This is a genomic window from Micromonospora sp. NPDC048930 (assembly GCF_043197935.1).
Taxonomy (GTDB): domain Bacteria; phylum Actinomycetota; class Actinomycetes; order Mycobacteriales; family Micromonosporaceae; genus Micromonospora.
Genome location: NZ_JBICUB010000017.1, coordinates 1 through 25969 on the forward strand (window position 1 = coordinate 1; position 25969 = coordinate 25969).

A 25969-nucleotide genomic window follows, 5' to 3' on the forward strand; every position below is an offset into this window, starting at 1 on the left:
CCATCCAGAAACCCCGCATCCACAGGGCCCCCGTCCGGGGCATTTCGTTCACCCGCACCCACCGCTCTCGCGCCGGGCACTTTTACTACGTTACCTCACCGTCTCTGCCGTGTCAAACCGTGTGTCCCGGTCTGTCGTGCTTCATACGGGTTGGCGCCGCTGAGCCCGCGCAGCAGCGAACCGCTGCGCTTGATCATCGGATTTGGCAGGCCGGCCGCTGCGGTGTCCCGCAAGCTCGTCCGGTGCCCTGCCGGTCGACAACCTTACCCGGTCGGTTCCGCTCCGCCAAATCCGCCCCGCGGATCTGGACGAGCCCCGCCCGGACCGGGTGCCAGGAGCTTTTGGCCCCTGTCTGACCCGGCGCCAGTCCGGTTCGGCGCTCCGGGCTTTCGTCCCGTTTGCCCCGTTCCGCGCTGGCAGAGAGAAAGTTACGCGTCTGCGGGTTTGAACGTCAAATCCGCGGGTAGCGTCCCGCGTCACATCATCGCCGCGAAGCTATCTTCCGAGCTCAGGCGCGAAAGGACGGCGGGAACGCGGTCAGGCGGTCGGCCGGCGGCGGGCAGTCAGCCAACCCCGTACGCCGAGCACTCCCACGGTGGTGCCGATCGCCAGCGAGGCCGCGATGAGCAGGGCGTGCACCCAGAGGAAGCTGGTGGGGTCGCCCTCGGCCACCGTGCCGGTCGACCAGGCCCGCGGGTCGTTCCAGATGGCGACCGCGAACCTCGGCCAGATCACCCAGGTCCAGACGCCGACTCCGACAAGGAAGAGCGACCAGCCACGCGACAGCACCATGGCTGGCCAGTATGCCAGCGGAGCCGGGGCGTCGGCTGCGGCGTCGGTGCAGGTCAGGGCGCTCCGTCGGGCAGCCCGCCGGGGCGGAGCGTGCGGAAGGTCAACGAATGACGGAGGGCGGGCACCGGCGGGATGCTGTGCTGCCAGGCCGACCGGGCCGCCCCGGTCAGGACGTACCCGGACCGGGGCGCGAGCTCCAGCTCGTACACCCGGCGGTCCTCTCCGGCGCCCCGCTGGAACCGCAACAGACACGCGGCGCCCAGCGAGACGCCGACGACCGTCGGCCCGAACGCGGGCGCGTCGCGGTGCCAACCGATGACGGAGCCCGGCGGGTAGCGGGTGACCAGCGTCTGGGCGAGGTCCTCGGGGTCGAGGCCGGCGAACGTGGCGCAGCGGTCCCGCACCCAGCTCAGCGCCACCGGCAGGGCCTCGGTGGCGGTGAGCTGGAACGAGCCGTAGTCGTAGCGGTAGCCGAAGTGCCGGACCGTCCGCCGGGCGATCTGCCCGTGCATCTCCACGGTGCGGAAGTCGAGCGCGTCGAGGGTGGTGAGCAGGGACCGCTCCTCGTCCTCATCGACCAGGTCCGGCTGGTACGCCAGCCCGGCCGGTCGCTCATGGATCCCGCGCATCCTGCCCACCGGCACGACGGTAGCGGCTGCCCGGCCCCACATCGGGTGGAAGCCGGGCCGCTCACCGGACTCAGAAGCAGGTGACCGCGCCGCCGATGGCCGGGTTGGCCCGGTCGTGGCGGTGCACCCCGGAGCCGTCCGCCATCAGGCCGCCCCAGATCGCGCAGCCGCCCCCGACGTATCCGTAGACCGGGCCGGCGGCGTAGAGGCGGTTGCCGTCGTCGACGGTGAACCAGGTCGACTCCGGGTCCAGGTAGACCTGGGTCCTGGTGAGCGTGCCGACGTACGCGGACTTGAGGGTGACCGCGCAGCCGTACCCGGTGAAGGGGTTGTGCAGCAGGTAGACGGTGCCGAGCCGGGTGCCGGTGGCGGCGTCGTGGATGGGGTCCTGGTCGACGGTGCGGAAGCCGGGCCCGCATAGCCCCTCGGGGGTGTACGGGTTGACCACTTCGGCCCGGGCGCCCGTCCCCGTCACCCCGACCAGTACGGCTGCCGTCGCCGCCGCGATTCCGATCCGTCGAAAAATCCGCCGCATCTGCATTCCCTTTCCTCGGTAACGACCGGATGCGGGACCAGAATGGTCGGGCGGGTCCGCGGGATCGAATGTGTGCGATGGACACTCCGACCCGCCGGCCGGTGTGCCGATCGGCCTGACCAGCAGGACTGAGCTGCGGGAAGGCATCCGAACCGATCATGACGTATCGACTATGAAGTATCTCGCAGGATCGGTCCGAGGTGACCGGGGAATTGCGGCGGTGTTTTCTCGGACGGGCTCGCGGGCATGTTTTCCGTCGGCGGGACGACGACATCCGGAGGTGTGCTGTGCAGCCGTTCAATCCGTGGGCCTGGCGGGACCCGGCCGCCCTCGCCGGCGGCTACGACCAGACCAGCCCGGGGGAGGTGCCCCGGCAGCGGTCGGTGCGCGACGAGGGTCCGGATGCGCCCGGCCCGGGCACTCCGCTCGACCTGACCGGCTACCGGGTCGAGGCGACCGACGGCCGGATCGGCTCGGTCGACGAGGCGACCGAGGACGCCGGCGCCCGTTACCTGGTGGTGGACACCGGGCCGTGGATCTTCGGGAAGAAGGTGCTGCTCCCGGTCGGCACGGTGGCCCGGGTCGACCACCTGGACCGCGTCGTGCACGTGGACCGCACCCGGGACCAGGTGAAGGAGTCGCCGGCCTTCGACCCGGACGACTTCGACCGGCCCGAGTATCGGGAGCAGGTGGGCAGCTACTACGCCGAGAGCTACCGCCGGGACTGAGCGGAACAGGGCGGGACGCGGTGGCCGGGTGCCGCCGCGTTCCGGTATGCGCGTATGCGCGGGGAGCGGCCGAGCGGCTACCGTGTCAGGCATGGTCCGGCCGAGCACCTGCGCCCCGGAGACCGTTGACGGTCTCGCGGTGGCTGCCGCTCCGGTTCTCCTGGCCCGTGTCGACGACGGTCGGGAGCAGATCCTCGACGTACTCCGTGCCGGTGGGCTGCGGTTCCGCGCCGGCGGGCGATGGCGGCGCTCGTTCTGACGAGCCGACTCCACTGATCCGGGCACGACCCCGGGTCGTTTCCGCGCGCCCGCGCGTCCTTCCACTGTTCTCTGGCACGAAAGGCGTACCACCATGTCCGCGACACGGATGCTCACCGGGGACCGCCCGACCGGGCGGCTGCACCTCGGCCACTACGTCGGCAGCATCGCCAACCGGGTGAAGCTGCACCAGCGGTACGAAAGTTTCTTCATCATCGCCGACCTGCACATGCTGACCACGAAGAACAGCCGTCAGGACATCGAGCAGGTCTCCCGCAACGCGCGGGAGATGGTCACCGACATCCTCGCCGCCGGCGTCGAGCCGGACCGGGCCACCTTCTACCTCCAGTCGGCGATCCCGGAGGTCGGCGACCTGAACACCCTGTTCCAGAACCTGGTCACCGTGCCCCGGCTGGAACGGGTCCCGTCGCTCAAGGAGATGAGCCGCGACGCCGGCAAGGAGGAGATGCCGTACGGGCTGCTCGGCTATCCCGTCCTCCAGGCCGCCGACATCCTCTGCGTGAAGGGGCAGGCCGTCCCGGTCGGGAAGGACAACGCCGCACACGTCGAGGTGACCCGGGAGATCGCCCGGCGCTTCAACCACCTCTACGGCGAGGTGTTCCCGGTGCCCGAGCTGATCATGTCGGAGACGCCCACCCTGGTCGGCACGGACGGGCAGGGGAAGATGAGCAAGAGCAAGGGGAACGCCATCGCGCTCTCCGACGACGCGGCCACCGTGCGCCGCAAGGTGATGGGCATGTACACCGACCCGAACCGGGTCCGGGCCGACGTGCCGGGAACCGTGGAGGGGAACCCGGTCTTCGCGTACCACGAGGTGTTCAACCCGGACCGGGCGCAGGTCGAGGAGTTGAAGGCGCGGTACCGGGCCGGCCGGGTCGGTGACGTCGAGGTGAAGGAGGCCCTCGCGGTGGCGCTCAACCGGTTCCTCGACCCGGTCCGGGAGCGGCGGGCCCGGTTCGAGGCGCAGCCCGGCCTGGTCGACGAGCTGATCTTCGAGGGCACCGAACGGACCCGGGTCCAGGTGCGCGGCACCCTGCTGGAGGTCCGCCGGGCGATGGGCCTGACCAGCACGTACACCCAGGTGCGGCGGCGGGCCGAGCGGTACCGCAAGGCCGTCGCCACGCCGGCCTGACGATTCGCGTACGCCCTGCCGGCCGGTCCGGGAACGGCCTTGCACCGCCCCCGGGCCGGCCGGTTAGGCTGTCGTCGTGACCAGCTCGCACGCCCTCCAGCCGACGTCCCCCGACGTTCGGGTCGGCGCGCTGCGACGCCGGCGGTCCCGCGACCGCCTGCGCTGAGCACTTCCTCTTGCGACCGGCGGATCGAGCCGCCGGTCATCGCCGATCGTCCTCGGTCCGCCCGCATCCGTAGTCCGGAGATCCGCCCGAGGCGGGTCCGAGCGAGATCGGCGTACCCATGGATCTGGAGAAACTGCTGACCGACCGGCTGGCGCCGGCGTTCGAGACGGTGGCCGGCGTACCGGTGGATCCGGTCGTGCGGCGCTCGCAGCGCGCGGACTTCCAGTCCGACGCGGCGCTGGCGCTGGCGCGGCGGCTCGGCCGGCCGCCGCGGGCGATCGCCACGGAGGTGCTGGAGCGCGCGGAGCTGGCCGACCTGTGTGCCGCGGCGGAGGTCTCCGGGCCGGGCTTCCTCAACCTGACCGTCGCCGACCGAGCCCTGGGCGGGCTGCTCTCCGCGCTCGCCACCGACCCGCGGCTCGGGGTGCCGGAGACGGCCGCGCCGGAGACGGTGGTGGTCGACTACTCGGCGCCGAACGTGGCGAAGGAGATGCACGTCGGGCACCTCCGGTCGACGGTGATCGGCGACGCGGCGGCCCGGCTGCTGGAGTGGCTGGGGCACCGGGTGGTCCGGGCCAACCACCTGGGCGACTGGGGAACCCCGTTCGGAATGCTGATTGAGCACCTGGTCGACCTGGGCGAGGCCGAGGCGGCGCAGGAGCTGTCCATGGGCGACCTGGACTCGTTCTACAAGGCTGCCCGGGCCAAGTTCGACGCCGACGAGGCGTTCCGGGAGCGGTCCCGGCGGCGGGTGGTGGCGTTGCAGGGCGGCGACGAGGGGACGCTGCGGCGCTGGCGGCTCCTGGTCGAACAGTCCGAGCGCTACTTCCTGACCGTGTACGACCTGCTCGACGTGACCCTCACCGAGCGGGACTTCCACGGCGAGAGCAGCTACAACGACCTGCTCGGCCCGGTGGTGGAGGACCTGGACCGGCTGGGGCTGCTGCGGGAGAGCGGCGGCGCGGCCTGCGTCTTCCCGCCCGGCCAGGTGGGCCGGGACGGGGAGCCGCTGCCGTTGATCGTGCGCAAGTCCGACGGCGGCTACGGCTACCCGGCGACCGACCTGGCGGCGATCCGGCACCGGACCGGGACGCTGGGCGCGACCCGGCTGCTCTACGTGGTCGGCCTGCCGCAGCGGCGGCACTTCGAGATGGTGTACGCCGCGGCGGCGCAGGCCGGCTGGCTGGTCCCGCCGGCCCGGGCCGAGCACGTCGGGTTCGGCTCGATCCTCGGGCCGGACGGACGGATGCTGCGCAGCCGGGCCGGGGAGTCGGTGAAGCTGGTCGGCCTGCTCGACGAGGCGGTGGCCCGGGCCACCGCGCTGGCCCGGGAGCGGAACCCGGAGCTGGGCGAGGCGGAGGCGGCCGAGGTGGGCCGGGCGGTGGGCATCGGCGCGGTCAAGTACGCCGACCTGTCCAGCGACCGGCACAAGGACTACGTGCTGGACTGGGAACGGATGCTCTCGCTGGACGGCAACACCGCGCCCTACCTCCAGTACGCGTACTCGCGGATCCGGTCGATCTTCCGGCGTGCCGGGGTGGCTGCGCGGCCGGACGCGGGGATCAGCCTGGCCGAACCGGCCGAGCGGGCGCTCGCGTTCGAGCTGGTCGGCTTCGGGACGGTGGTCGCCGAGGTGGAGCGGAGCCTGGAGTTCCACCACCTGGCCGCCTACCTGTACCGGCTCGCCGCCGCGTTCAGCGCCTTCTACGAGCGGTGCCCGGTGCTGCGGGCCGACGTGCCGGTGCGGGAGAGCCGGCTGGTGCTCTGCGACCTGACCGCGCGGGTGCTGCGGCAGGGCCTGTACCTGCTCGGCATCCGTACGCCCGAGCGGCTCTAGCAGGAATCATCCGTTCGGCGGCACACCCGTCGAAGATCATCGAGCTAGGCTGCCCACATCTGGGCGCGTTCCGCGCCACACCTTCCCAGGAGGACCCCTTGGGTCGCACTCTTCCGGCCGGCGCCCTGGCGACCACCCTCGCCCTGGGCCTGCTGGTCGCGCCGGCCGCACCGGCCGCCGCCGAAACCGCCACCGCACCACGTGAGATCGCCGTCTTCCCGGAGAGCGAGGCGACCGTCCCGGCCCACGAGGCGGTCATCTTCGCCGGGGCGACCGGCTTCCTGCACCGCCACGACATCTCCACCCAGTACCTCTGGACCCGCTACGACAATGGCGAGACGGTGGTGGTCAAGGACCTGGCCGGCCTCGCCCCGTCGGTGCTGAAGCCGGCCGGTGGCGACTTCATCTCCACCCGGGCCCAGGTGCCGGCGAAGCCGGCGCCCGGCAAGGTGAGCGTGCTCGACCTGTCGGATCAGAGCTGGCAGCAGTGGGCCGTGCCCACCGGCGCCAACGGCTACACAATTCTGGGCCTCTACGGCCACACCATGATCGCCCAGAAGTGGGTGGGCGGCGGCCCGACCGGGCCCGTGTTGCTCACCTTCGCCCCCGACGGCACCATCGCGAGCAGCACGCCGGTCACCGTGCCCGACGGGGCCAGCCCCGGCAGCGTCAGCATCGCCGTCACCGGTGACCTGACCTCCGCAGTGGTGCCGTACGCGGCCGACAGCGCGTACCACTCCGGTCTGCTCGACTTCGCCAGCGCGCGGATCGTCGAGATCCCCGAGTCCATGCCCGCCTATCTCAGCGACATCGTCTGGCGGCTCTCCGGCGACACCGTCGCTTGGGCGTACCCGACGAACGGCAGCGGGACCTTCCGGCTGTACTCGCGGAGCGGGCTGACCAGCGGCACGAACACCCAGTCCCGGCAGATCCGGCCCCCCTACGACAGCTTCGCGCGCTCGGCGATCGTCGGCGACGGCCTCGTCGTCTCGCGATCCGCCAGCGGATGGGGTGCCACCTGGGACCCGGCGGTCGCCGTGCCCGCCGATGGCAGCGCCACCACGACCGTGCTGCCGCGGATCGACTCGGAGAACACCGCCCTGGTCCAGGCTCCCGACGGCACCGCCCTGGTCGTGGGCGGCACGGGGGCTCGGGACTGGGCGGTACGGCGGATCACGGCCCAGCCGGGCCAGACACCCACCACCACGCCGCTGCTCCCGGTGCGGGACCCGGTGAAGAATGCCGGCCTGCTCTACCACCAAGGTCTCGTCCGGCACGTGCAGAGTGAGATCGTCGGCGGCAACGGCACGAGCCAGTACGCGGTCTACAACCACCCGATCGTGGACGACGGCTCGGTCAAGGCCGGCGGAGTCGCCTTCCGCTACACCCCCGCGGCCTGCGCCCCGAACGCCGCCTGCGTGCACTTGGCGGAAGACAGCCAGGAAGGGGCCGTCTACCTGGTTCCGGGCGCCGCCGGCGCGTCCGACACGCTGTACAGCTTCCAGGAGTTCCCCTCCAGCTACAGCCAGGATCCACTGCCCACGCACAACGGTCGGGTCGTCGATGTCGGCAACCGCGTCATCCTCGTCAACGACGGCGCATCGAATGACCAGTACCTCGTCGATCACGCGCACGGGCTGAAGACGCGACTCGGGCCGATCACCGGCGCGGCGCTCTGGTTCGACACCCTGTGGCGGTCGACCGGCACGGCCGGCCAGCTCAAGGCGGTCGACCTGGCGACCGACACCACCAGGACGATCTCCACCGGCGCGGCCTGCGTACCGACCGAGCTCCAGACCAGCGCCCGCTGGCTCTACTGGTCGTGTGGCGCCGCCGGGCCGGCCGGGGTCTACGACCTGCAGGGCAACCGGAACCTGAGCGTGCCGGCCGGGCCGGCGATGCTGGGTGACGGCTTCCTGGTCCGGCACGAGAACGGGGCGCTCCAGCTCACCGACTTCCACGGCGGCACGGTGCAGGCGCCGGTGAAGCTGGCCGACCTGGCCGCGGGCACGCCGGCCGACGACCGCCGGGTCTCCTGGGCGGTCGACCGGCACGGCTCGGGCGTCGCGTACGTCGACGCGGACGATGCCGTACACGTACTGGACACCGGGGTGCCGAGCACGGCTCCGCAGTTGGGCACCCTGGCGGCGAACAATGTGGTCAATCCCCGGTCGGGGGGAGTCCCGTGGTACGCGACCTTCGGGCTGACCCGGCCCCTCACCGGCTGGGAGGTGACCATCACCCGCAAGTGGACCGGTGAGGTGGTCAAGCGGCGGGCCGGTGGCCTCACCCGGGAGTACGTCCAGGCCTCCTGGGACGGCAGGCTCGCCTCGGGCGCGCCGGCACTCAACGGGCCCTACCGGTGGACCTTCACCGGCACCACGGCCGACGGCACCGCCCCGGTGACGATCGGTTCGGGCGAGTTCTCCGTGGGTTGCGGCACCTTCCCGTTCCGGGGCTACGACTGCTACGGCGGGCCCGGCCTGCTCGGCGTGAAGTCGACCGGTGAGGCCCACTGGTACGGCACCCGTCAGGACGGCACCGTGCCCGGCCGGCTCTACGACAACGGGTACACCGAGAGTTGGTGCCTGAGCTGCAGCGGTTCGGCGCGGACGTCGGCGTTGGTGCCGTTCGGTGACTACAACGGGGACGCCTATCCCGACCTGCTGGTCCGAGACGGCAACGGGTACATGAAGGCGCACCTGGGCATCGGCCAACTGCACTTCGGCGGCCGGTCCACCAAGAGCCTCGGCGGCGGCTGGATGATGTACAAGTCGATCCTCGCCCCCGGGGACGTGAACAGCGACGGGCACGACGACATCCTCGGCATCGACACCTACGGCAAACTGTGGCTCTACACCACCACCGGCACCGGCGCCATCAACCCCCGCGTCCAGGTCGGATCCGGCTGGAACATCTACAAGCGGGTCACCGGCGCCGGCGACCTCAACGGCGACGGCCACGGCGACCTGATCGGCATCGACGCCTACGGCGTCATGTACACCTACTTCAGCAACGGAAACAAGGGCTGGAGCAGCCGCGTCAAGGTCTACGGCGGCTGGAACATGTACAACACCGTCATCGCCATCGGCGACCTCAACGAGGACGGCCGCAACGACCTCGTCGCCCGCGACGCCTACGGCGTCCTCTGGCACTACGCCGGACTCGGCAACGGCTCCTTCGCCGCCCGCGTCAAAGCCGGCACCGGCTGGAACATGTACAAAATCATCATCTGAGCAGGCCACTCCCACCGACCGCCCCCGGACGCCCACGGCGACCGGGGGCGGTCGCCGTTTCCCACCGTGTCAGCCCGCCGTCCAGGTCTGCACCTCGACGAGGTTGCCCTCCGGGTCACGCAGGTAGGCCGAGCGGACGCCCCAGCCCGGGCGGTCGGCGGGCGCGGCGACGACGGCGTCCGCCGGCAGGGCCGCGACAACGGCATCCACGTCCGGCACGGGTACCACCACCAGGACGCCGCCGTCCCCCCGGCCGATCGGCAGCACCGCCTCGGCGGCCTGCCGGCCGAGCAGGGCGAGCACGGTCTCGCCGCCCGAGTCGAAGCTGGCGTACTCGAAGTCGGCGACGACCTTCTCGGGCTCGCCGAGCAGGCCGGCGTAGAAGCGCAGGGTGGCCGGGAAGTCGTCGGTGACGACGCGGGGATGAACACTCATGCCCCGGACCCTAACCCCAGGCCCGGCACCCCCCGATTCGCATTCTAAAAACGTGGGAAACAAACGAAACAAATTGCACCATACGCACTGTCCTTGAGGGACTTACGGACCATGGATTCAGGCTTCTCGACGGTGTTAGAAAGAGGGCGACAAGGAAACGGCCGGCCGTTCGACGTGACCACAGTCACGCGGCCCGGCGGAGGTCGGCGATCGCCGAATCCGTAGCGCCGGCTGTTTCGCCGTTCCCACGAGGAAAGGGTTCAGTCATGTCCGCCATGCTGCGCGCCATCGGCCGCGTCGCCACCGCGTTTGCGCTGCTCATCGGCGTTGGAGGTGGCCTCCTGGCAGTGGCCGGTCCGGCGCAGGCCGCCCGGAGCACCGCGTACCAGGTCACCGTGGAAAGGACGGGTGGATTCGCGGGCCTCGACGAGTCGTACACCGTTCTTTCCAGCACCGTTCACCTCTACACCACCGATCTGATGACGATGGTGAACGGCCGTGAATTCCGTACCCTCGCGCCGTGCTACCTGCCGGCGGACACCGGTGCCGACCGCTACTTCTACACGGTTTCCGTGGCGTACACGGACGGGTACTCGAAGACGGTCACCACGGTCGACGGCGTGACCGCCCCCACGGTGCTCTGGCAGGTCATCGACCTGACCATGCAGATCACGGCCGACGTGGCCGCCCCCAGGCCGGCTGATCGCCGGTCACCGTACGGGCCGGGTTCCAATGAGGACGGCAGGGACTTGGCGGCGATGCGGGCGAGCCGGAACGCGCTGGCCCGGCTCGACGGCGAGGACGGCAACTGACCCGCCATCAGCCGTTCGGCGGCACACGCGATCGCCGCCGGGTCGCTACGCTCGCCTGATCTCCACGCGACCTGAACCAGGACGGCCGGCACGATCTGGTCGCCCGGGACCCCAACGGCGTGCTCTGGTTCTACGCCGGCCTCGGCAACGGCTCCTTCGCCGCCCGGGTCAAGGCCGGCTCCGGTTGGAACATGTACAAGGTCATCGTCTGACCCGAACCGTCGGCGGAACGCCTTCCGGACGCACGGCGCGCCCGGAAGGCGTTTCCGTTTCCGATCCGAATCGGTCAATTGTCAGATCGGCCGCAACCGGTCCGGGCGCCAAGGCGTGTGGGCTGCGACGGCCGAACGGAGCCGCACACGGGGCAGAAGGAGAGGCGGCTTGATGTCATGGTGGTCGAGGAGTTGACGCTGACCTCCGACGGCGTCGAGGGCTCGGACTTCGACGACTTCTACCGCGCACGCTTCCAGGGGCTGACCCTCCAGCTCTACGCCTACGTCGGCGACCTGACGGAGGCGCAGGACCTGGTCCAGGAGGCGTTCTGCCGGGCCTTCGAACGCTGGCAGAAGATCAGCCGGTACGACGACCCGAGCAAGTGGGTACGCCAGGTGGCCTGGAATCTCGCCACCAGCCGGTTCCGCCGCCGCCGCACCGCCGCCGCCTTCCTACGCCGCCAACGGCAGGTCGTCGTGGCCGGGCCGGAACCCGACCGGGTGGCCCTGGTCCGTGCGCTGTCCGCCCTCCCGCCCACCCACCGGCGAGCCGTGGTGCTGCACCACATGGCCCAGCTCTCCGTCGCCGAGATCGCGGCCCAGGAGGGCGTAGCCGAGGGAACGGTCAAGTCCTGGCTGAGCCGCGGACGAGCGGCGCTGGCCAGTCAGCTGAGAGGGGACCAGTGATGACCGAGCACGACGACGAGCTGCTGATCGACCGCGCCTTCAGCGACTTCACCTCCGACCTGGCGCCGGCGGTGCGGGCGCCTGGTGGCGTACGCGACGAGGTGGCGCGGCGCCGACGGAACCGCGTGGTCACGCTGATCGTGACCACCGGCCTGGCCGTGCTGCTGCCGGCCGGGGCGTTCATGGGAACCGGTCGGGGGCAGCCGGACCTGGCCGGAACGAGCACCTCGCCGGTGCCGAGCGAGACGCCGGCGTCGCCCACGCCGAGCCTCTCCGCCTCGGCCACCAGCGTTGCGACGGTGCCCGGGTCCACCAGGTCGGGGTCTGACCGATCGATCACCCTGGCACAGCTGACCGGCGCCCCGGTGGCCGTACCGGCGTGGGAGTGGATCGGCGGGGCGCCGGGCCGCTGCGCGAGCGGCCGGGTGCAGCTCCGCCCGTCGGGCGACGTGGCGGCGGCCCGGGTCGGGGTGGTGACCCTGGTCCGGAGCAACCTGGACGACGACCCGGGGCTGGAGACCGCGGCCCTGCTGCGCTGCGGGTACGGGGCCGAGCAGGTGGTGGCCTTCGGCCGGGACGACGAGGGACAGATCGTCACGCTCGGCCTGGTGGTCGCCACCGATCGAGCCACGCCGGCCATCGTCCGGATCGCCCGGCGTAGCCGGGGCGGGGTGACCGTCACCGTCGCCGACACCCGGGACCCCGAGGCCCAGCAGCGCCAGGAGCGGTCGTACGCCTGGACCGGCCAGCGGTTCACGCAGGTGGGCGGCCCGCGGGCCTTCACGCCGGTGACGCAACCGGCGGACCTGGGCCTGACGGTGGCCGAACCGGTGGCGCAGCCGGTCAGCGGGGCGTGCGACGGGCAGTTGCGGGAGGTGTCGGTCACCTTCACCGTGCGGAACCACAGCAGCTACTCGTCCGGGCAGTTCTACCTGGAGTGGCGCGGCGGCGCCTTCCTGCCGAACGGCTCGTACGACTCGCCCTACTGGCTGGACACTCCCGGCGATCCGGCGTCCGACGGCGGGTACCGCGCGCTGGAGGGCGGGGAGAGCGTCCAGCTCACCTACTCGTTCAAGATCGACGCCTGTGTGACCGACTGGGGGTTCACCACCGACATCCGCACCGACACACCGGACCCGGACGACTCGAACAACCACGTCACCTGGCGGCTGCGCATCCAGTGACCACCGGACGGTGACGGGGGCCGGTCTCCCCGTGCCACGGGGAGACCGGCGCCGCCCGCTCACCGGGCGCTGGTGAGGGCGAGCCGGACGCCCAGGCCGATGAGCACGACACCGGTCACCGCGTCGACGGCACGGCGGACGGCCGGCCGGGCGAACAGCCGGCGGAGCCCGGCGACCAGGCTCGCCACGGCGAGGAACCAGGCGCCGGTGATGACCACCGCGGTCACCGACAGGGCCACCGTGTCCAGGAGACCGGGGTCGGCCGGCAGGAACTGCGGCAGCAGCGCGACGAAGAAGACCGCCGCCTTGGGGTTGAGCAGGTTGCACAGCAGGCCGTCGCGAAAGGCGACCCACCGACCCGGACTGGCGGCACCCGGGGCAGTGGGCTCCACCCGGAACCCGCCCACGCGCCGGGCCGACCAGAGCGCCCTGATCCCCAGGTAGGCGAGGTAGCCGGCGCCCACGAGCTTGATGACGGTGAAGGCGACGGGGATCAGGGCCACCAGCGCGGCGACTCCCGACGCGGCGGCGATCGCCCAGGCGAACACCCCGCTGGCGACGCCCGCCGCTGCCAGCGTCCCGTGCGCGCGGCCCGAGACGGCCGAGTGCCGGACCACCACGGCGAAGTCCGGTCCGGGCGACATCGCCCCGAGCACGATGACACCGCCGAAGGCGAGCAGCTGCGGGGCCGTGGTCATGAATTCCCCTTCCGCCCCGTCCGGCGCGTGCTGTCCCTTGTGGATAAGTCGGGGAAGTCGCGCCCGTGCCGCCGGGTCGGGGCTTCCGTCGGATGTACGTCTGTTGTGGACCGTGGCCGTACCGACCGTAGTCATCCACGCGGATACGATGTTAGTCTTCCCCGGCCAGGCATGATCACGGTAAGCGACCGGGGGACACATGGGGGCCGGCGTTCCGAGCGCGGGAGGCTTGCTGGATCCGGACGGCGCCAAGGAGCGGCTGGCGGCGTGGAAGGGTCGCATCGACCAGCTCGCGACCGACACCAGGGCGATGAGTGACCGTCTCCAGGAGCTGCGGGTCACGGTCGCCGACGGCAACGGGTTGGCGGAGGTCACGGTCGACTCCACCGGGGGCCTGCTCGACCTGCGGCTGGGTCCACGGATCCAGCGGGTCGCCCCCGAGGTGGTCGCCAGGACGATCATGGACACGATCCGCGAGGCCAAGCGGCAGCTCGCCGACCGCTCACAGGAGATCATCGCCGACACGATCGGCACCGAGTCGGCCGCGGGGCGGGCGATCGCCGAGCGGGTCGGGCAGCAGTTGCGCGACGCCGATCCCGCCGGGGACGACGACCAGCACGGTCGGTGGTGAGCGCGATGGCCGACGGTTTCGCAGTCGACGCGGAGCAGATCCGCGCGCACGCGCGCAACGTCGACGCCGTGCGGGGACGTTTCGACGCGGTCAAGACCGCCAGCGCGCACATCGCGCAGGACGACTCGGCGTACGGGCTGCTCTGCTCGTGGATGCCCGCCATCCTCGAGGGCCGGCACAAGCGGCAGGACGAGCTGATCGCGTACGTGGAGGAGAACCTGTCGTTGGTCGTTGCCGGGCTGCGCAAGACCGCCGACAACTACGACAACGCCGACACCGACGCCGACACCACCATCCGCAAGGCGGGTGGCGGCCTGACGAGGTCGGCGCAATGACCGACACCTCGCTGATCGCCGACGTCCAGTCGACGCGCAAGCCGTGGACCGGCGCGGCCCTGGCCGACAGCTTCCAGGGGCTGGTCGACGCCATCCACAGCGAGGGCTGGGTCGACGACCTGATCGCGGGCGCGGCGTTCGGGGTCGAGGTCACGGCGACCGTGATGGACCCGTTCAGCGCGTTGCTGGCCAACGGGCTGGGCTGGGCGATGGAATACTTCGAGCCGCTGCGGCAGGTCCTCGACGAGCTCACCGGCATGCCCGACGTGGTCGCCTCGCACGCCGCCACCTGGGACAACATGGCCGTCGCGCTGCAGAGCATGGCCGCCGACCTCAAGTCCTTCGTCGAGGGGGACACGCCGCACTGGCAGGGGCGGGCCGCCACGGCGTACCACAACCTGATGGAACACAACGTGGAGGCCATCAACGGGCTCGGCGGCATCTCCGCCGCGATGGCCGCCGCCACCCAGGCCGCCGGGAACCTGGTGATGTTCACCCGGGACATCGTGCGGGACCTCATCGCCGACCTGGTGGCCCGCGTCATCGTGTGGGCGGTCGAGGCGATCTTCGTGGTCACCATCCCGGTGATCGCCTCGCAGATCGCGGCGGCCGTCGTCAAGTGGGCCGGACGCATCCTGACGTACGTGATGGCCCTGATCACCAGCCTGACCAACCTCTCCGCGCTCCTGGACGGCTAGGCCCGACGATGGCGAAACCCCACACCCCGCACGGCGGAGACGGCCCGAACCCGCGCCCCCACGGCGAGGGTGACGGCGAGGGCGACGGCAGCACCCCCGGCCGACGGCGCAGTACCCCCGAAGCCCCCGAGAACGTCAGCCGAGCGCAGGAAACCGTCGCCGAGGAGGCGCGCCAGGGCCGCCCGGGCGGCGACCAGGGCGGTTCGCAGGGCAAGCCCTCGGGCAGCGACGACGGATACCAGACCCCCAAGCCCGGCACTCCTGAGTACGACCGCCGGGTGGAGGAGCTCGCCGCCGACCCGGCCCACAACGGAAAGATCAGCGCCAAGTCACGCCGGGAGGCGGAGGTCGGGCTGGAGGCCGAGGCGCAGGGCAAGATTCCTGGCCCGATCCGCCGCGCCGAGCTGGACAACACCGATCCTGCCTTCCAGAAGGATCAGGGCGAGTTCATCGACGCCAACGGCGACAACTGGGACGTCAAGAGTCCGGTCGACACCTTCCCGGCCGGGCGGCAGGCCGGCCAGCCGATGCCCGAGGGCACCAAGGGGCGTTACAACGGCGACGAGTTCGAGCAGAAGCTCGGCGACGAGGTGGCCGGCGGACAGCGTGTCATCATCGACAGCAAGAATCTGTCTCCGAGTTCCCTGGCCGACCTCAAGAGTCGGGTCGCCAGTAACACGGACTTGGACGGCAAGGTGGTGTTCCTCGAATGAGCAGGTACAAGCAGAGCAGCGCCGACGTGACCCGTTGGCCCGACAATGCCGAGGCCAGGGCGGCGCTCGAGGAGTGGTTCACCGCCCTTGCCTCGGACAGCACGTCGTACCTGTCGGGTGATTTTCTCGATTTCCGCGGCGCGGACCTCAGCACCATCGACCTGACGGACGCCTACCTGGTCAGTTCCTGCCTGGTCGGCGTCCGACTCGAGGACAGCAACCTCGGCGGCGCGAACCTGAACAACGCAGAGCTCGCGGACGCCGACCTGAGCTTCGCCGACCTGGCAAAGGCGGAACTGGTCGGATGCTCCGCCCCGAACGCCCGCTTTCGTGCTGCCCGACTCTTCGCGACGGAGCTCGACGAAGCCGTCCTGACGGGGGCCGACCTCAGCCACGCGATCCTCAACTCGGCCAAGCTGTACAAGACCGACCTGCGCGGGGCCAACCTCGAGTTCGCGAGCCTGCGGTGGTGCACCCTGGGGGGCAGGAACATGCCCGCGATCCTCAGCGGAGCGAGGATGTTCGGCTGCCAACTCGAAGGCGCGAAGGGGGCTGTCGTCGGCCCGGTCCTCGTCGACGAGCACGGTAGCCAGTCGCTCGACGGCCCGGAGCTCGAGGCGTGGTTCGTGGAGCGGGGCGCGGAAAGCATCCAGGTGGTGCCCGGGACGCCGTGACGCGACCGGCATCCACCCGGAGCGGCTCTGCCAGGGCGTCACAGGAGCTGGTGCCGTTCCGCCCAGTCGCGCACGGCGGCCGCGATCGCCTCCGGTTGGTCCTCGGGCGCGTGGTGGCCGGCCGGTCCGAGGTGCTCGATCTCGAGGCCGGCGATGTTGGCCGCGCACCATTCGACCAGTTCCGGCCCCATCATCGCCCCGGGGCCGGGCTCGAAGGCCAGCAGTAGCTTCGGCACATCAGGGCTGGCGGCCAGCCAGGCGTCGTACCGCTCGATCCGGGCCACCACGCCGGCGGGCTCACCACCGAGGGGCATCGACCGCGGCCATTGCAGCAACGGCCGGCGGCTCTCCGGCGTCGGGTACGGCTCCAGGTACACCTGCAGATCCTCGTCGGCCAGACCGCTGGCAACGGTGAACGGCAGCAGCTCGGTGAGGAACGCGTTCTTGTCGAGGACCATCGGCTCGCCGACGCCCGGCGTCCTGATCGACCGGAACAGGTCGCGACCGGCCGCGGGGAACTCCTCCCACGCCATCGGCTTCACGATCGTCTCCAGGAACGCCAGGCCACGCACCCGCCCCGGATGCCGCGCGGCCCAGTCGAACGCGAGCGCGCCACCCCAGTCGTGGCCGACCAGCACGACCTCGTCCAGGTCGAGCGCGTCGAACCAGGCGTCGAGGTATCGCGTGTGGTCGTCGAAGGCGTACCCGACATCGGGCTTGCCGGACCGGCCCATCCCGATCAGGTCCGGTGCGAGTCGCCGGCCCGCGCCGACCGCGGGCATGACGTGCCGCCACAGATGGGAGGAGGTGGGGTTGCCGTGCAGGAAGACGATCGGGCGCCCGCTGCCCAGCTCGCGGTGGAACATCGTCGAGTCGAGGACGGTGGTCGTAGGCATGGGATGACCTTTCAGAGGTTACGGCTGAGGATTTGATCGACCGCGATCTCGATCACCACGCGGTCGGGTGGGAAAGGCGGCGCGTGCCGACAGCGGCCGGGTCACTGCCGCTTCTTCCCGGCGACGGCCTCGCGCCAGATCAGGCCGACGATGCTCAGCCGGACCTCGGTGGTGACCACGGCCATGGCGCGTCGGACGAACCGCTCGTCGGTCAACTGCGCCACCATGCTCGCCGCGAGATCGGCCCGCGCCGTGAACAGCCCGTCCGTGACGTTCTCCTCGACGTGGTACCGCGTGACGGTGGGATGGTCGAACAGCCCGGACGGTCGCACGATCGTCCAGTCCAGGCCGCTGTCGCGGACGAGGGCCTCCATGCGGCGCATGTCCTCGTGCGCGGTGCGCCCGAACCTGCGGTTGAACAGCGGGTCCATGACGTTGTTGAAGAAGAACTCGCCGGTCGGACGCCAGGTCGGATCCATGACGCTGGAGCTGACCGTGAGCAGCCGCTTCACCCCGTGCCGGTGCATCGCCGCCACGATGTTCGCGTTGCCCCGCGAGTAGACGGTGATCGGTTTCGGGGTGAGCGGGACGCCCAGACTGGACAGCACGGCGTCGCTCCCGGCGACGGCACGCTCCACCGCCACGGGATCGGCGACGTCGGCGGTGACCACGGTGAGGCCGGGGCGGGGCTCGACTGCGCCGGGGCGGCGGGTGACGGCGGTGACCTCGTGGCCGGCGGCCAGGGCCTGCGCGGTCAACTGGCGGCCCGTGGGGCCGGTGGCGCCGAAGACGACGGTACGCATCTGTTCGCTCCTCCTCGCGGGTTGACGGCGTTGACGGTGCCGCGCGAGGAGCGCAATATTCAACCGTGCTGAATAAAACCCGGGGCCGGCCACGCGGCAACCCCGACACCAAGGCCCGCATCTCCGCGGCCGCCCGCGAACTGTTCCTGGAGCACGGCTACCGACGCACCACGGTCCGCGCGGTCGCCGCCGCGGCGGGGGTCGACTCGGCGCTCATCAGCTACCACTTCGGCTCCAAGCAGGGCCTGTTCGGCCAGTCACTGAACCTGCTGTGCGTGGAGTCCGCCGCCCTCGACCATGCCTTGCAGGGCGACCCGGCCGGCCTCGCCGACCGGCTCCTCACCGCCATCACGACCCTGTGGGACGCCACCGCGCCCACCGAGAACCGGCTGGCGCTGGCGGACGACGACACGATGCGCGCCTTCCGCGGCTACCTGGAAAGTGAGCTACTCGTCCGAGTTGCTGAATTTCTCGGGGGCCCTGCGGCGACCGAGCGCGCCACCGCGGCGGTCGGGGTGATCGGTGGCCTGATCTTCACCCGCTACCTGAACCCGATCCCGGCCATCGCGGCTCTGCCCTCGGAGGAGATCCGCCGCATCTTCGGACCGGCACTGCGCGCCGCCCTGCACCCCCGGCCCGTCCGCCACCGGTGAGAGGGGTTCCCGCAGGGAGGCGTCGGGTCAGGACGGCCGGGAATCAGCCGTTCGGCGGCACATGCCCCTCGCGTACGGCCACTAGGCTGCGGGCATCTGTGCGCGTTCCGCGCAGCCCCATCCCAGGAGGACCCCCTTGGGCCGCAGAATCCCGGCCGGCGCCATCGCGACCACCCTCGCGCTGGGCCTGCTGACCATCCCGGCTACCCCGGCCACCGCCGAGCCGGGCACCGCTCCCCGGGAGATCGCCGTCATCCCCGAGAGCGCACCGACCGCCCTGGCGAACGAGACCTTGGTCTTCGCCGGACGCACCGGCTTCCTGCACCGGCACAACACCTCGCCCGACTACCTCTGGACCCGTTACGACAGCGGCGCGACCACCGTGGTCAGCGACCTGGCGGGGGTGGCCTCGACGGCATTGAAGTCGGCCGGCGGTGACAGCGTCTCCACCACCGCCCAGGTGCCGGCCCGGCCGGCACCCGGCAAGGTGAGCGTGCTGGACCTGTCGGACCAGAGCTGGCAGCAGTGGGAGATCCCGATCGACCGCACACTGTGGGGTGTCTACGGCCAGCGGATGCTGCTCAGGACGTCGGGGACGGACCTGAGGCTGGAGCTGCGCACGTTCGCCGAGGACGGCACCTCGACGACGGCACCGGTGACCGGCATCCCGAGCGGTGCGGCGTCGCTGGGCCTTCCCCGGGCCGCCGATCTCACCTCGGCCGTCATCACGTACCAGGCCGGCGGCAAGACGCTCTCCGGTCTCCTCGACCTTCCCACCGCCACCCTCATGCCGATTCCCGGTGCCCCCTACACCTCGATCTGGCGCCTCTCCGGCGACACGGTGGCCTGGGGGTCAGTCGGCGGCACGTTCGAGCTCTACTCCCGCACGGGTCTGACCAGCGGCACGGACACGTCCGCCCGGGTGGTGACCGTCCCGCAGGACAGCACACTGCGGAGCGCCGTCGTGGACGGCGGGCTGGTGGTCAGCCGGTACACCAACACGAACGACTACTACCCGGTGATCAGCGTGCCCGTGCAGACCACGGCTCCCCGCCCCACGCTCCTGCCGAAGATCGCGCCGCCGCTGTCGGCGCTCATCCAGGCACCGGACGGAGCCGCCCTGGTCGTCGGCGGTTCCGGTTACGGCGACTGGGCGGTGCACCGGATCACCGGCGCGCCAGGCCAGACCCCCACCGTCACGCCGGTCCTTCCCGTGCGCGACCCGGTCGAGAACGCCGGCCTGACGTACGACCAGGGCCTCGTCCGGCACGTGCAGACCCAGGTCTCGCCGACCACCGGGGCGAACCAGTACGCCGTCTTCAGCCACCCGATCTTCCCGGACAAGTCCATCACCGCCCAGGGCCTCGTCCTTCCGGCCGCCGCCGCGACCTGCGCGTCCGACACGCCCTGCCTGCGCCTGACCGAGGGCAACAAGTGGGGCGTGGCCTATCTGGTGCGAGGCGGCGCCGGCGGGACGGACACCGCGTACGCGATCAACGACGCCTCCTCCACGGCCCAGCGAGCAGACCTGCCGACGACCAACGGGCGGATCATCGACGCCGGCGGCGACTTCGTCCTGGTCAACGACGACCAGATGGGCAAGCAGTACGCCCAGCAGGTCGGAGCGCCTTCACCCGCCTGGACGGCACCGATCCGGGGGGCCAGCCTCTGGTTCGACACACTCTGGGCGGCGACCGGCACCGCCGGCCAGCTCAGGTCGAGCCACCTGTTCAACCGGCAGTCCCCCCGTACCGTCTCGACGGGCTCGGCGTGCGTCCCGACGGACGTACAGGCCACCGCCCGCTGGCTCTGGTGGACGTGCGGCGCCAGCGGCCCCGCCGGCGTCTACGACCTGCAGAACAACCGGAACGTGCCGGTCCCCGCCGGGCCGGTCCTGCTGGGTGACGGCTTCCTGGTCCGGCACGAGAACGGCGGTCTCCAGCTCACCGACTTCCACGACGGCACCGTGCAGGCGCCGGTGAAGCTCGCGGACCTGCCGGCCGGCAAGCCGGCCGACGGTCGCGGTGTCACCTGGGCGGTCGACCGGCACGGCTCCGGCGTCGCGTACGTCGACGCGAACAACGCGGTGCACGTCCTGGACACCGGCGTGCCGGGTACGGCGCCGCAGATCGGCGAGAACCTGACGAGCGCCGGGTTCTACCCGCGATCGACCAACCAGCTCTGGCACGCGTGGATCGCGTTCAGCCGTCCGCTCTACACATGGGAGCTGACGGTCAGGCGGAAGTGGACCGGCGAAGTGGTTCACCGCGAGACCGGCAGCATGGCACGACGGTCCGTGAGCGGCTCGTGGGACGGCAGGCTGCCGTCCGGGGAGACGGTGCTCAACGGCGCCTACACCTGGACCCTGACCGGCACGACGACCGAGACGTCCGCCCCGGTGACCGTGGGTTCGGGTGACTCCGTCGCCAACTGCGGGACGTTCCCGTTCCGGGGGTACGCCTGCGACGGCGGGCCCGGGCTCCTCGGCGTCAAGTCGACCGGCGAGGCCCACTGGTACGGGACGCATCCCCTGGCCACCGGCCCCGGCCAGCTCCGCGACAACGGGTACACCGAGAGTTGGTGCCTGAGCTGCACCGGTTCGGCGCGGACGTCGGCGTTGGTGCCGTTCGGTGACTACAACGGGGACGCCTACCCCGACCTGCTGGTGCGGGACGGCAACGGGTACATGAAGGCGCACCTGGGCATCGGCCAACTGCACTTCGGCGGCCGGTCCACCAAGAGCCTCGGCGGCGGTTGGATGATGTACAAGTCGATCCTCGCCCCCGGGGACGTGAACCGGGACGGGCACGACGACATCCTCGGCATCGACACCTACGGCAAGCTGTGGCTCTACACCACCACCGGCACCGGCGGCATCAATTCGCGGGTGCAGGTCGGGTCCGGCTGGAACATCTACAAGCGGGTCACCGGCGCCGGCGACCTCAACGGCGACGGCCACGGCGACCTGATCGGCATCGACGCCTACGGCGTCATGTACACCTACTTCAGCAACGGCAACAAGGGCTGGAGCAGCCGGACCAAGGTCTACGGCGGCTGGAACATGTACAACACCGTCATCGCCATCGGCGACCTCAACGAGGACGGCCGCAACGACCTCGTCGCCCGCGACGCCTACGGCGTCCTCTGGCACTACGCCGGACTCGGCAACGGCTCCTTCGCCGCCCGCGTCAAAGCCGGCACCGGCTGGAACATGTACAAGATCATCATCTGAGCTGACCGCTCCGCCGACCGCCCCCGGACGCCGCCACGGCGACCGGGGGCGGTTCGTCTTCTCCGGCGACGCTCAGCCCGCTGCTCAACACATGCCCGTCCGTCGCCACGGAGCCTAGGTAGGACTGGGCGGTGGCGAACTCCACGGTGTGTCGGAGCGTGTCCGGACAGTGACCCCGAGGCACAATCACAGGCCTTGGGTAACGAAGGCGTACCCGTCGGAGGTGCCTGTTGTTGCGGTGTCCAGGCCGGCTGGCTCGGTGGACGCTGCGTGGCGCTCTCCTCATAGGAGGCGCGGTCGGTCTCTGGGGCTTTCACGAGGCGGTTGCGGATGATGCTGCTCGGGCCGCCGGACCCGCAGCCGTAGGCCAGGTGGCGGACCCGACGACAGTCGCCGACGCCGAAACGGCTGTCGAGGCGGTCGTCACGGCGATGCGTCCGGTCGTGAGTCTGGCGTCACCGGTCGTGGAGGAGGTCGCCGGGACAGGCCTGCTGGAACCGGTCGGCACCGTCGTCCGGCCTGTGACCGAGCCGATCGTTGACGTTCTACCGCCCGCTCTGACGCCGGTGCTCGACCTGGTCCAGCCGATCATCGGCTCACCCGCCGCGCCGTCGACGCCTCCCGCCGCGCCGCCGGCGGCGGATGAGGCGCCGCCGGCCGCGACGCCCACCACGATCGTGCCGCCTCGACCACCGATGGCCGCGGTCCAGCCGAGTGTCCCGCGGGCGGCGCGGGCGTCCGTGACAGCAAACCTTGACCCCCGGTCGCTGAAGGCGGTCGGAACGAGTCAGGTGCCGTGGGCAGACGACCTGGCCCACGCCCTCGGGTTGACCATGAACGCTCCCGCCAGCGCTGCCGGCCAGGGCTGTGCTGCCGGCGGTACAGGAATCGCGGCTGACGCTTCGCCGCGCTCCTGGGCCCCGGACCTGCAGCCTGCCGGTGGTTACGTCACAGGAGGCGAGAAGCTCGCCGGCCGCTCCGGCCAACCGGACACCAGGCCCGCCTGAGCAACCCCGGCCATCCCCGCCCGAGGCGGGACAGCCGCGAGGACCCGGCCCACGCAGGCGCCGTCATGGCCGCTGCCACCTGGGGTCCGGTCCCGCCTACCCAGTCCTGCGGAACCGCTTCTGCCGTAACCGCTCCTGCTTGATCGGGCGATTCGTGAGGAGGAAGCGGCCTCTGCTGCCGCGCGTCATGACGTCCGAGAACTTTGCGCAGCCCGGCGAGACGCCATCACTGACCAGCCGCATCTGCTACCCGGAGAACCCTGTGATCAACAACCTGCCCGTCCGCCGCGCTCATTGGCAGGACATTCCCCACATCGTCGATCTTGTCGTCGGCCCCTTCGCCGACAGCACGATCGGCGCCTGGCTCGTACCCGACGAACACCGTCGACGGGACATCCTCAGCGCCGTCGTCCGAGTCTGGACCGAACACGCGCTGCTGTTCGGCGAGGCATATCTCCTGCAGGATCATTCCGCCGCCGCCGTGTGGCTGCACCGCTACGGCCCCCTCTCACCACCAACCGGGTACGGCGAGCGGCTCGCCGTCGCCTGCGGCGAGTACGTGGACCGATTCCTGCACCTCGACGACGTTCTGCACACGCACCGACCCGAGGGCCCCCACAACCACCTGGCGTTCTTCAGCGTCGCACCAAAGCCGTACCGGGTCAGGCGTGCCAGCACCCTGCTGGCCACCAGCAACGCCCGAATGGGCCAGGCCCTGCTGCCCACCTACACGGAGGTGACGACCCTCGCCGACCGGGACCTGTACGCACGGCACGGCTACGTTCCCCTCGAACCCTTCAATCTCCCCGATGGCAGCACCACCTACCCCATGTGGCGCACCCCAGGGCAGCGTCGACGCCGCGAACGGTCATCCGCCCCACCCGCCCGTCCCGACCGGCCCGCGCCCGCCCTGAACGATCTGCCGATCCGGCTCATCCTCGACACGTCCGCCATCCTCGCCTTCGCCGAAGGGTCGAACGCCGTGGGCGAAGCGATCGCCAAGGTCGCCGACGAGGGCTGCCTCTTCGGGCTACCCGTGATGTGCCTGGCCGAGGCAGCCCGCTCGGTCACCGACACCGACCGGCTCGACCTCCTGGTCAACCATCCGGCTGCGGCGGTGCTGACCGTTGACCCACTCCAGTGGAAAGCCCTCGCCGCCACCCACCGCGCGGTCGGTCGGCTCGACACCGCAGGCGCTCTACTCGCCGCAGCCGGCAACGACTGCAGGGTTCTGGCCGGCCAGCCCGGGCGGTAGCGGAGCCGACCTAGGCAGGCGAACCGCCAGCTCGACCAAGTGGCAGGGATTCGTCCGTTCGCCTGGCAGCGGCTTAAAACGGATCAAGGCCGTCACCAGCGTTGCTGCTGGTCACGGCCTTGATCGCGAAGCGCGCCCGAAGGGACTCGAACTTGGGAATTGTCGATCTGGTACCGCCGAACCCCTGGCTCAGCGGTTGTCGCCGCTGCCGCTCAGCACGCCACGGCCCTGGCGGCTGGCCAGCTTGGCCAGGTTGGCCCTCGCAATGTCGTCCAGCGACAGGTCGAGGTAGTCGGCGAGCACCGCCACGTACCAGAGCACGTCACCGAGTTCCTTGGCGATGTCGGCCCGGTCGATCCGCGACTCGTCGCTGTCGAGGTCGCGGACCCACTTCTTGAACTTCTCGGCGATCTCACCCGATTCGCCGACCAGCCCGAGCACCAGGTGAAGCAGCTCGTTCCTCTTGTCACGTGGAGCGGCGGTGCGGAGGGCGCCGCGCTGATACTCGTCCAGGTCCATGGCGGACCAGTATGCCGAACACCTCATACCCGACCAGCCGGGTCTACTTCGACCGCGAAAGGCCGCCGGCAAAGTACAACGCCGCGGGGGTGCCGGGGCAGCAAGCGGATCTCCTCGTCAGGCATTCGGTTTCATGACCTGCGCCATTCGTGCCGCTCGAACGAATTCAGGACGTGCTGGGGCACAGCTCCCAACGGTCACGAAGTCGATCTACGTGGAGGCGACCCGGCGGATGCAGCAGGACGCTGTCAACACGATCAAGGGCCGACCTCCCGTGCTGGGAAACCGGCCCTTGATCTGCTGCGCGCCCGAAGGGACTCGAACCCCTAACCTTCTGATCCGTAGACCGATGTTTGTCTATGGGCATGATCTGGCTGGCCAGCCGTCCGCCCCAGTCCCGCACGGTCCGCACGGATCCCCACAGGTACCAGCAGGTCCAGGCTATACATCAGGTTCCGTCGATCGTTGCTCGCCGTCAGAAACGGCCCCGGAATCCGAACCAGTCCCCGCACCTTCGGATCAGTTCCCCGATGTCCGAGCAGCCACGGAGCAGCCATGGATCGGCCCGTTCACGACGCTGGGCCTGAACTACCGAGACTTGCGGCAATGCTGGAACGAGTTCGTGCTGGATGTTGGCCTGCGGACGTCCGCGCACCGTTGGAGCCTCCACAGCCAGCTCGCGGGGTTGTCAGGCCAGCGAGATCTTCCGCATCGTGGTCCGGGTGGCTGTGTAGATGAAGGGCGGCGGCTCGACAAGGGAGCGCTCGATGTCGCGCCAGCCGCTCATGACGACCTCGAGTTGCGCGAAGACGCTGCCCGCGGCGGCGGCTGTCAGGGCGACCATCCTGGCGCGGTTGTCCCGGACGGCTGCGATCTCAAGGCGGTGTTCCTGGATGTGGCGGTCGCGGGTGATGATCAGCCAGCCCCGGCCCGCGGCGGTACTCGCGCAGGACCCCCGCCTCCACCGCAGCGCCAGTCTCCCACGCGTTGGCGCCCGGGGTGGGCCCCGGCGGCCCCGCTGCAGTTGTGGGCGTCAAGCCAGCCGGAACAGCCCCTGTCGTCCGCTCCGTGCCGCCGCGCGAAGGGTGTCGCCTCCCCAACTCGAGCTCACCGGACGCCTGCTGAGCCGGGCTGCGTCGAAGACTTGTTTCAATGGACGGGTGACGGCGACCTGGAGTCCGGCCGGTGACG

27 protein-coding genes are annotated in these 25969 nt (G+C 70.8%); 18 read left to right on the forward strand and 9 right to left on the reverse strand.

Features of this window, described 5'->3' with window-relative positions; genetic code table 11:
• Positions 1–537 precede the first annotated feature (537 nt).
• From ACGFI9_RS30990 to ACGFI9_RS31000, 3 genes are all read right to left on the reverse strand, one after another.
• A complete protein-coding gene (locus ACGFI9_RS30990; protein WP_393183587.1) occupies positions 538–792 on the reverse strand; it encodes an SCO4848 family membrane protein in 255 nt (84 codons plus the stop codon).
• A 53-nt stretch (positions 793–845) separates the two neighbouring features.
• Positions 846–1421, reverse strand: a complete 576-nt coding sequence (locus ACGFI9_RS30995) for an alpha-ketoglutarate-dependent dioxygenase AlkB (protein ID WP_393183795.1) — start codon at positions 1419–1421, stop codon at positions 846–848.
• 70 nt (positions 1422–1491) lie between these two features.
• Complete coding sequence (locus ACGFI9_RS31000; protein WP_393183589.1) at positions 1492–1956, reverse strand: hypothetical protein; 465 nt, start codon at positions 1954–1956, stop codon at positions 1492–1494.
• A gap of 287 nt (positions 1957–2243) precedes the next feature.
• Here ACGFI9_RS31000 and ACGFI9_RS31005 point away from each other — a divergent pair, with 287 nt between their 5' ends.
• The 5 genes from ACGFI9_RS31005 (at position 2244) to ACGFI9_RS31025 (ending at position 9334) form a co-directional block, all read left to right on the forward strand.
• On the forward strand, positions 2244–2684 hold the full coding sequence (locus ACGFI9_RS31005; RefSeq protein WP_393183591.1) for a PRC-barrel domain-containing protein: 441 nt from the start codon (positions 2244–2246) through the stop codon (positions 2682–2684).
• Between the two features lie 91 nt (positions 2685–2775).
• A complete protein-coding gene (locus ACGFI9_RS31010; RefSeq protein ID WP_393183593.1) occupies positions 2776–2943 on the forward strand; it encodes a hypothetical protein in 168 nt (55 codons plus the stop codon).
• 93 nt (positions 2944–3036) lie between these two features.
• Positions 3037–4095: a tryptophan--tRNA ligase gene (gene trpS, locus ACGFI9_RS31015; RefSeq protein ID WP_393183595.1), complete on the forward strand. Its 1059-nt coding sequence runs from the start codon at positions 3037–3039 to the stop codon at positions 4093–4095.
• A gap of 284 nt (positions 4096–4379) precedes the next feature.
• Positions 4380–6098, forward strand: coding sequence for an arginine--tRNA ligase (gene argS, locus ACGFI9_RS31020; protein WP_393183597.1), 1719 nt, complete (start codon positions 4380–4382; stop codon positions 6096–6098).
• 98 nt (positions 6099–6196) lie between these two features.
• On the forward strand, positions 6197–9334 hold the full coding sequence (locus ACGFI9_RS31025; protein ID WP_393183598.1) for an FG-GAP-like repeat-containing protein: 3138 nt from the start codon (positions 6197–6199) through the stop codon (positions 9332–9334).
• Between the two features lie 69 nt (positions 9335–9403).
• On the opposite strand, the gene ACGFI9_RS31030 is transcribed toward ACGFI9_RS31025, so the two are convergent.
• On the reverse strand, positions 9404–9769 hold the full coding sequence (locus ACGFI9_RS31030; RefSeq protein ID WP_393183600.1) for a VOC family protein: 366 nt from the start codon (positions 9767–9769) through the stop codon (positions 9404–9406).
• Between the two features lie 266 nt (positions 9770–10035).
• On the opposite strand from ACGFI9_RS31030, the gene ACGFI9_RS31035 reads away from it, so the two are divergent.
• From ACGFI9_RS31035 to ACGFI9_RS31050, 4 genes are all read left to right on the forward strand, one after another.
• Complete coding sequence (locus ACGFI9_RS31035; RefSeq protein ID WP_393183601.1) at positions 10036–10581, forward strand: hypothetical protein; 546 nt, start codon at positions 10036–10038, stop codon at positions 10579–10581.
• A gap of 71 nt (positions 10582–10652) precedes the next feature.
• On the forward strand, positions 10653–10793 hold the full coding sequence (locus ACGFI9_RS31040) for a hypothetical protein (protein WP_393183797.1): 141 nt from the start codon (positions 10653–10655) through the stop codon (positions 10791–10793).
• 177 nt (positions 10794–10970) lie between these two features.
• Positions 10971–11480: a sigma-70 family RNA polymerase sigma factor gene (locus tag ACGFI9_RS31045; RefSeq protein WP_393183603.1), complete on the forward strand. Its 510-nt coding sequence runs from the start codon at positions 10971–10973 to the stop codon at positions 11478–11480.
• Positions 11480–12664 carry a hypothetical protein gene (locus ACGFI9_RS31050; RefSeq protein ID WP_393183605.1) on the forward strand — a complete coding sequence of 395 codons (1185 nt, stop codon included), beginning with the start codon at positions 11480–11482 and terminating at the stop codon, positions 12662–12664. Before ACGFI9_RS31045 ends, ACGFI9_RS31050 begins: the two co-directional genes overlap by 1 nt.
• 59 nt (positions 12665–12723) lie before the next feature.
• Here the strand turns inward: ACGFI9_RS31050 and ACGFI9_RS31055 are convergent, their stop codons facing one another.
• Entirely contained in the window at positions 12724–13362 is a 639-nt protein-coding gene (locus tag ACGFI9_RS31055; RefSeq protein ID WP_393183606.1) for a LysE family translocator, read from the reverse strand.
• Between the two features lie 229 nt (positions 13363–13591).
• Between ACGFI9_RS31055 and ACGFI9_RS31060 the strand changes: the two genes are divergently transcribed.
• From ACGFI9_RS31060 to ACGFI9_RS31080, 5 genes are read left to right on the forward strand one after another with little or no spacing between them, the layout of a single operon-like run.
• On the forward strand, positions 13592–13993 hold the full coding sequence (locus ACGFI9_RS31060) for a YbaB/EbfC family nucleoid-associated protein (RefSeq protein ID WP_393183608.1): 402 nt from the start codon (positions 13592–13594) through the stop codon (positions 13991–13993).
• Between the two features lie 5 nt (positions 13994–13998).
• Positions 13999–14328 carry a type VII secretion target gene (locus tag ACGFI9_RS31065; protein WP_393183610.1) on the forward strand — a complete coding sequence of 110 codons (330 nt, stop codon included), beginning with the start codon at positions 13999–14001 and terminating at the stop codon, positions 14326–14328.
• Positions 14325–15026 (forward strand): WXG100 family type VII secretion target, encoded by a 702-nt coding sequence (locus ACGFI9_RS31070; RefSeq protein WP_393183612.1) that lies wholly within the window; start codon positions 14325–14327, stop codon positions 15024–15026. Before ACGFI9_RS31065 ends, ACGFI9_RS31070 begins: the two co-directional genes overlap by 4 nt.
• Positions 15027–15034: 8 nt before the next feature.
• Positions 15035–15739, forward strand: coding sequence for a hypothetical protein (locus tag ACGFI9_RS31075; RefSeq protein ID WP_393183613.1), 705 nt, complete (start codon positions 15035–15037; stop codon positions 15737–15739).
• A complete protein-coding gene (locus ACGFI9_RS31080) occupies positions 15736–16413 on the forward strand; it encodes a pentapeptide repeat-containing protein (protein WP_393183614.1) in 678 nt (225 codons plus the stop codon). Before ACGFI9_RS31075 ends, ACGFI9_RS31080 begins: the two co-directional genes overlap by 4 nt.
• Positions 16414–16451: 38 nt before the next feature.
• On the opposite strand, the gene ACGFI9_RS31085 is transcribed toward ACGFI9_RS31080, so the two are convergent.
• Positions 16452–17309 carry a haloalkane dehalogenase gene (locus tag ACGFI9_RS31085; protein ID WP_393183615.1) on the reverse strand — a complete coding sequence of 286 codons (858 nt, stop codon included), beginning with the start codon at positions 17307–17309 and terminating at the stop codon, positions 16452–16454.
• A gap of 101 nt (positions 17310–17410) precedes the next feature.
• Complete coding sequence (locus ACGFI9_RS31090) at positions 17411–18112, reverse strand: NAD(P)-dependent oxidoreductase (RefSeq protein ID WP_393183617.1); 702 nt, start codon at positions 18110–18112, stop codon at positions 17411–17413.
• A 65-nt stretch (positions 18113–18177) separates the two neighbouring features.
• Here ACGFI9_RS31090 and ACGFI9_RS31095 point away from each other — a divergent pair, with 65 nt between their 5' ends.
• The 4 genes from ACGFI9_RS31095 to ACGFI9_RS31110 all read left to right on the forward strand — a co-directional run bounded on the left by ACGFI9_RS31095 (position 18178) and on the right by ACGFI9_RS31110 (position 24259).
• A complete protein-coding gene (locus tag ACGFI9_RS31095; protein WP_393183618.1) occupies positions 18178–18765 on the forward strand; it encodes a TetR family transcriptional regulator in 588 nt (195 codons plus the stop codon).
• 136 nt (positions 18766–18901) lie between these two features.
• Positions 18902–21997, forward strand: coding sequence for an FG-GAP repeat domain-containing protein (locus tag ACGFI9_RS31100; RefSeq protein WP_393183620.1), 3096 nt, complete (start codon positions 18902–18904; stop codon positions 21995–21997).
• A 371-nt stretch (positions 21998–22368) separates the two neighbouring features.
• Positions 22369–23004: a hypothetical protein gene (locus ACGFI9_RS31105; protein WP_393183622.1), complete on the forward strand. Its 636-nt coding sequence runs from the start codon at positions 22369–22371 to the stop codon at positions 23002–23004.
• 139 nt (positions 23005–23143) lie between these two features.
• On the forward strand, positions 23144–24259 hold the full coding sequence (locus ACGFI9_RS31110; protein WP_393183624.1) for a hypothetical protein: 1116 nt from the start codon (positions 23144–23146) through the stop codon (positions 24257–24259).
• A 189-nt stretch (positions 24260–24448) separates the two neighbouring features.
• On the opposite strand, the gene ACGFI9_RS31115 is transcribed toward ACGFI9_RS31110, so the two are convergent.
• Positions 24449–24778, reverse strand: coding sequence for a nucleoside triphosphate pyrophosphohydrolase family protein (locus ACGFI9_RS31115; protein WP_393183625.1), 330 nt, complete (start codon positions 24776–24778; stop codon positions 24449–24451).
• 688 nt (positions 24779–25466) lie between these two features.
• Positions 25467–25802 carry a hypothetical protein gene (locus ACGFI9_RS31120; protein WP_393183799.1) on the reverse strand — a complete coding sequence of 112 codons (336 nt, stop codon included), beginning with the start codon at positions 25800–25802 and terminating at the stop codon, positions 25467–25469.
• Positions 25803–25969 lie beyond the last annotated feature (167 nt).

Coding starts and splice junctions, on each gene's coding strand:
- ACGFI9_RS31030 (WP_393183600.1), bottom strand. CDS start 9,769: ATGAGTGTTCATCCCCGCGTCGTCACCGACGACTTCCCGGCCACCCTG.
- ACGFI9_RS31070 (WP_393183612.1), top strand. CDS start 14,325: ATGACCGACACCTCGCTGATCGCCGACGTCCAGTCGACGCGCAAGCCG.
- ACGFI9_RS31080 (WP_393183614.1), top strand. CDS start 15,736: ATGAGCAGGTACAAGCAGAGCAGCGCCGACGTGACCCGTTGGCCCGAC.
- ACGFI9_RS31000 (WP_393183589.1), bottom strand. CDS start 1,956: ATGCGGCGGATTTTTCGACGGATCGGAATCGCGGCGGCGACGGCAGCC.
- ACGFI9_RS31090 (WP_393183617.1), bottom strand. CDS start 18,112: ATGCGTACCGTCGTCTTCGGCGCCACCGGCCCCACGGGCCGCCAGTTG.
- ACGFI9_RS31115 (WP_393183625.1), bottom strand. CDS start 24,778: ATGGACCTGGACGAGTATCAGCGCGGCGCCCTCCGCACCGCCGCTCCA.
- ACGFI9_RS31045 (WP_393183603.1), top strand. CDS start 10,971: ATGGTGGTCGAGGAGTTGACGCTGACCTCCGACGGCGTCGAGGGCTCG.
- ACGFI9_RS31010 (WP_393183593.1), top strand. CDS start 2,776: ATGGTCCGGCCGAGCACCTGCGCCCCGGAGACCGTTGACGGTCTCGCG.
- ACGFI9_RS30990 (WP_393183587.1), bottom strand. CDS start 792: ATGGTGCTGTCGCGTGGCTGGTCGCTCTTCCTTGTCGGAGTCGGCGTC.
- trpS (WP_393183595.1), top strand. CDS start 3,037: ATGTCCGCGACACGGATGCTCACCGGGGACCGCCCGACCGGGCGGCTG.
- ACGFI9_RS31050 (WP_393183605.1), top strand. CDS start 11,480: ATGACCGAGCACGACGACGAGCTGCTGATCGACCGCGCCTTCAGCGAC.
- argS (WP_393183597.1), top strand. CDS start 4,380: ATGGATCTGGAGAAACTGCTGACCGACCGGCTGGCGCCGGCGTTCGAG.
- ACGFI9_RS31065 (WP_393183610.1), top strand. CDS start 13,999: ATGGCCGACGGTTTCGCAGTCGACGCGGAGCAGATCCGCGCGCACGCG.
- ACGFI9_RS31055 (WP_393183606.1), bottom strand. CDS start 13,362: ATGACCACGGCCCCGCAGCTGCTCGCCTTCGGCGGTGTCATCGTGCTC.
- ACGFI9_RS30995 (WP_393183795.1), bottom strand. CDS start 1,421: ATGCGCGGGATCCATGAGCGACCGGCCGGGCTGGCGTACCAGCCGGAC.
- ACGFI9_RS31085 (WP_393183615.1), bottom strand. CDS start 17,309: ATGCCTACGACCACCGTCCTCGACTCGACGATGTTCCACCGCGAGCTG.
- ACGFI9_RS31075 (WP_393183613.1), top strand. CDS start 15,035: ATGGCGAAACCCCACACCCCGCACGGCGGAGACGGCCCGAACCCGCGC.
- ACGFI9_RS31035 (WP_393183601.1), top strand. CDS start 10,036: ATGTCCGCCATGCTGCGCGCCATCGGCCGCGTCGCCACCGCGTTTGCG.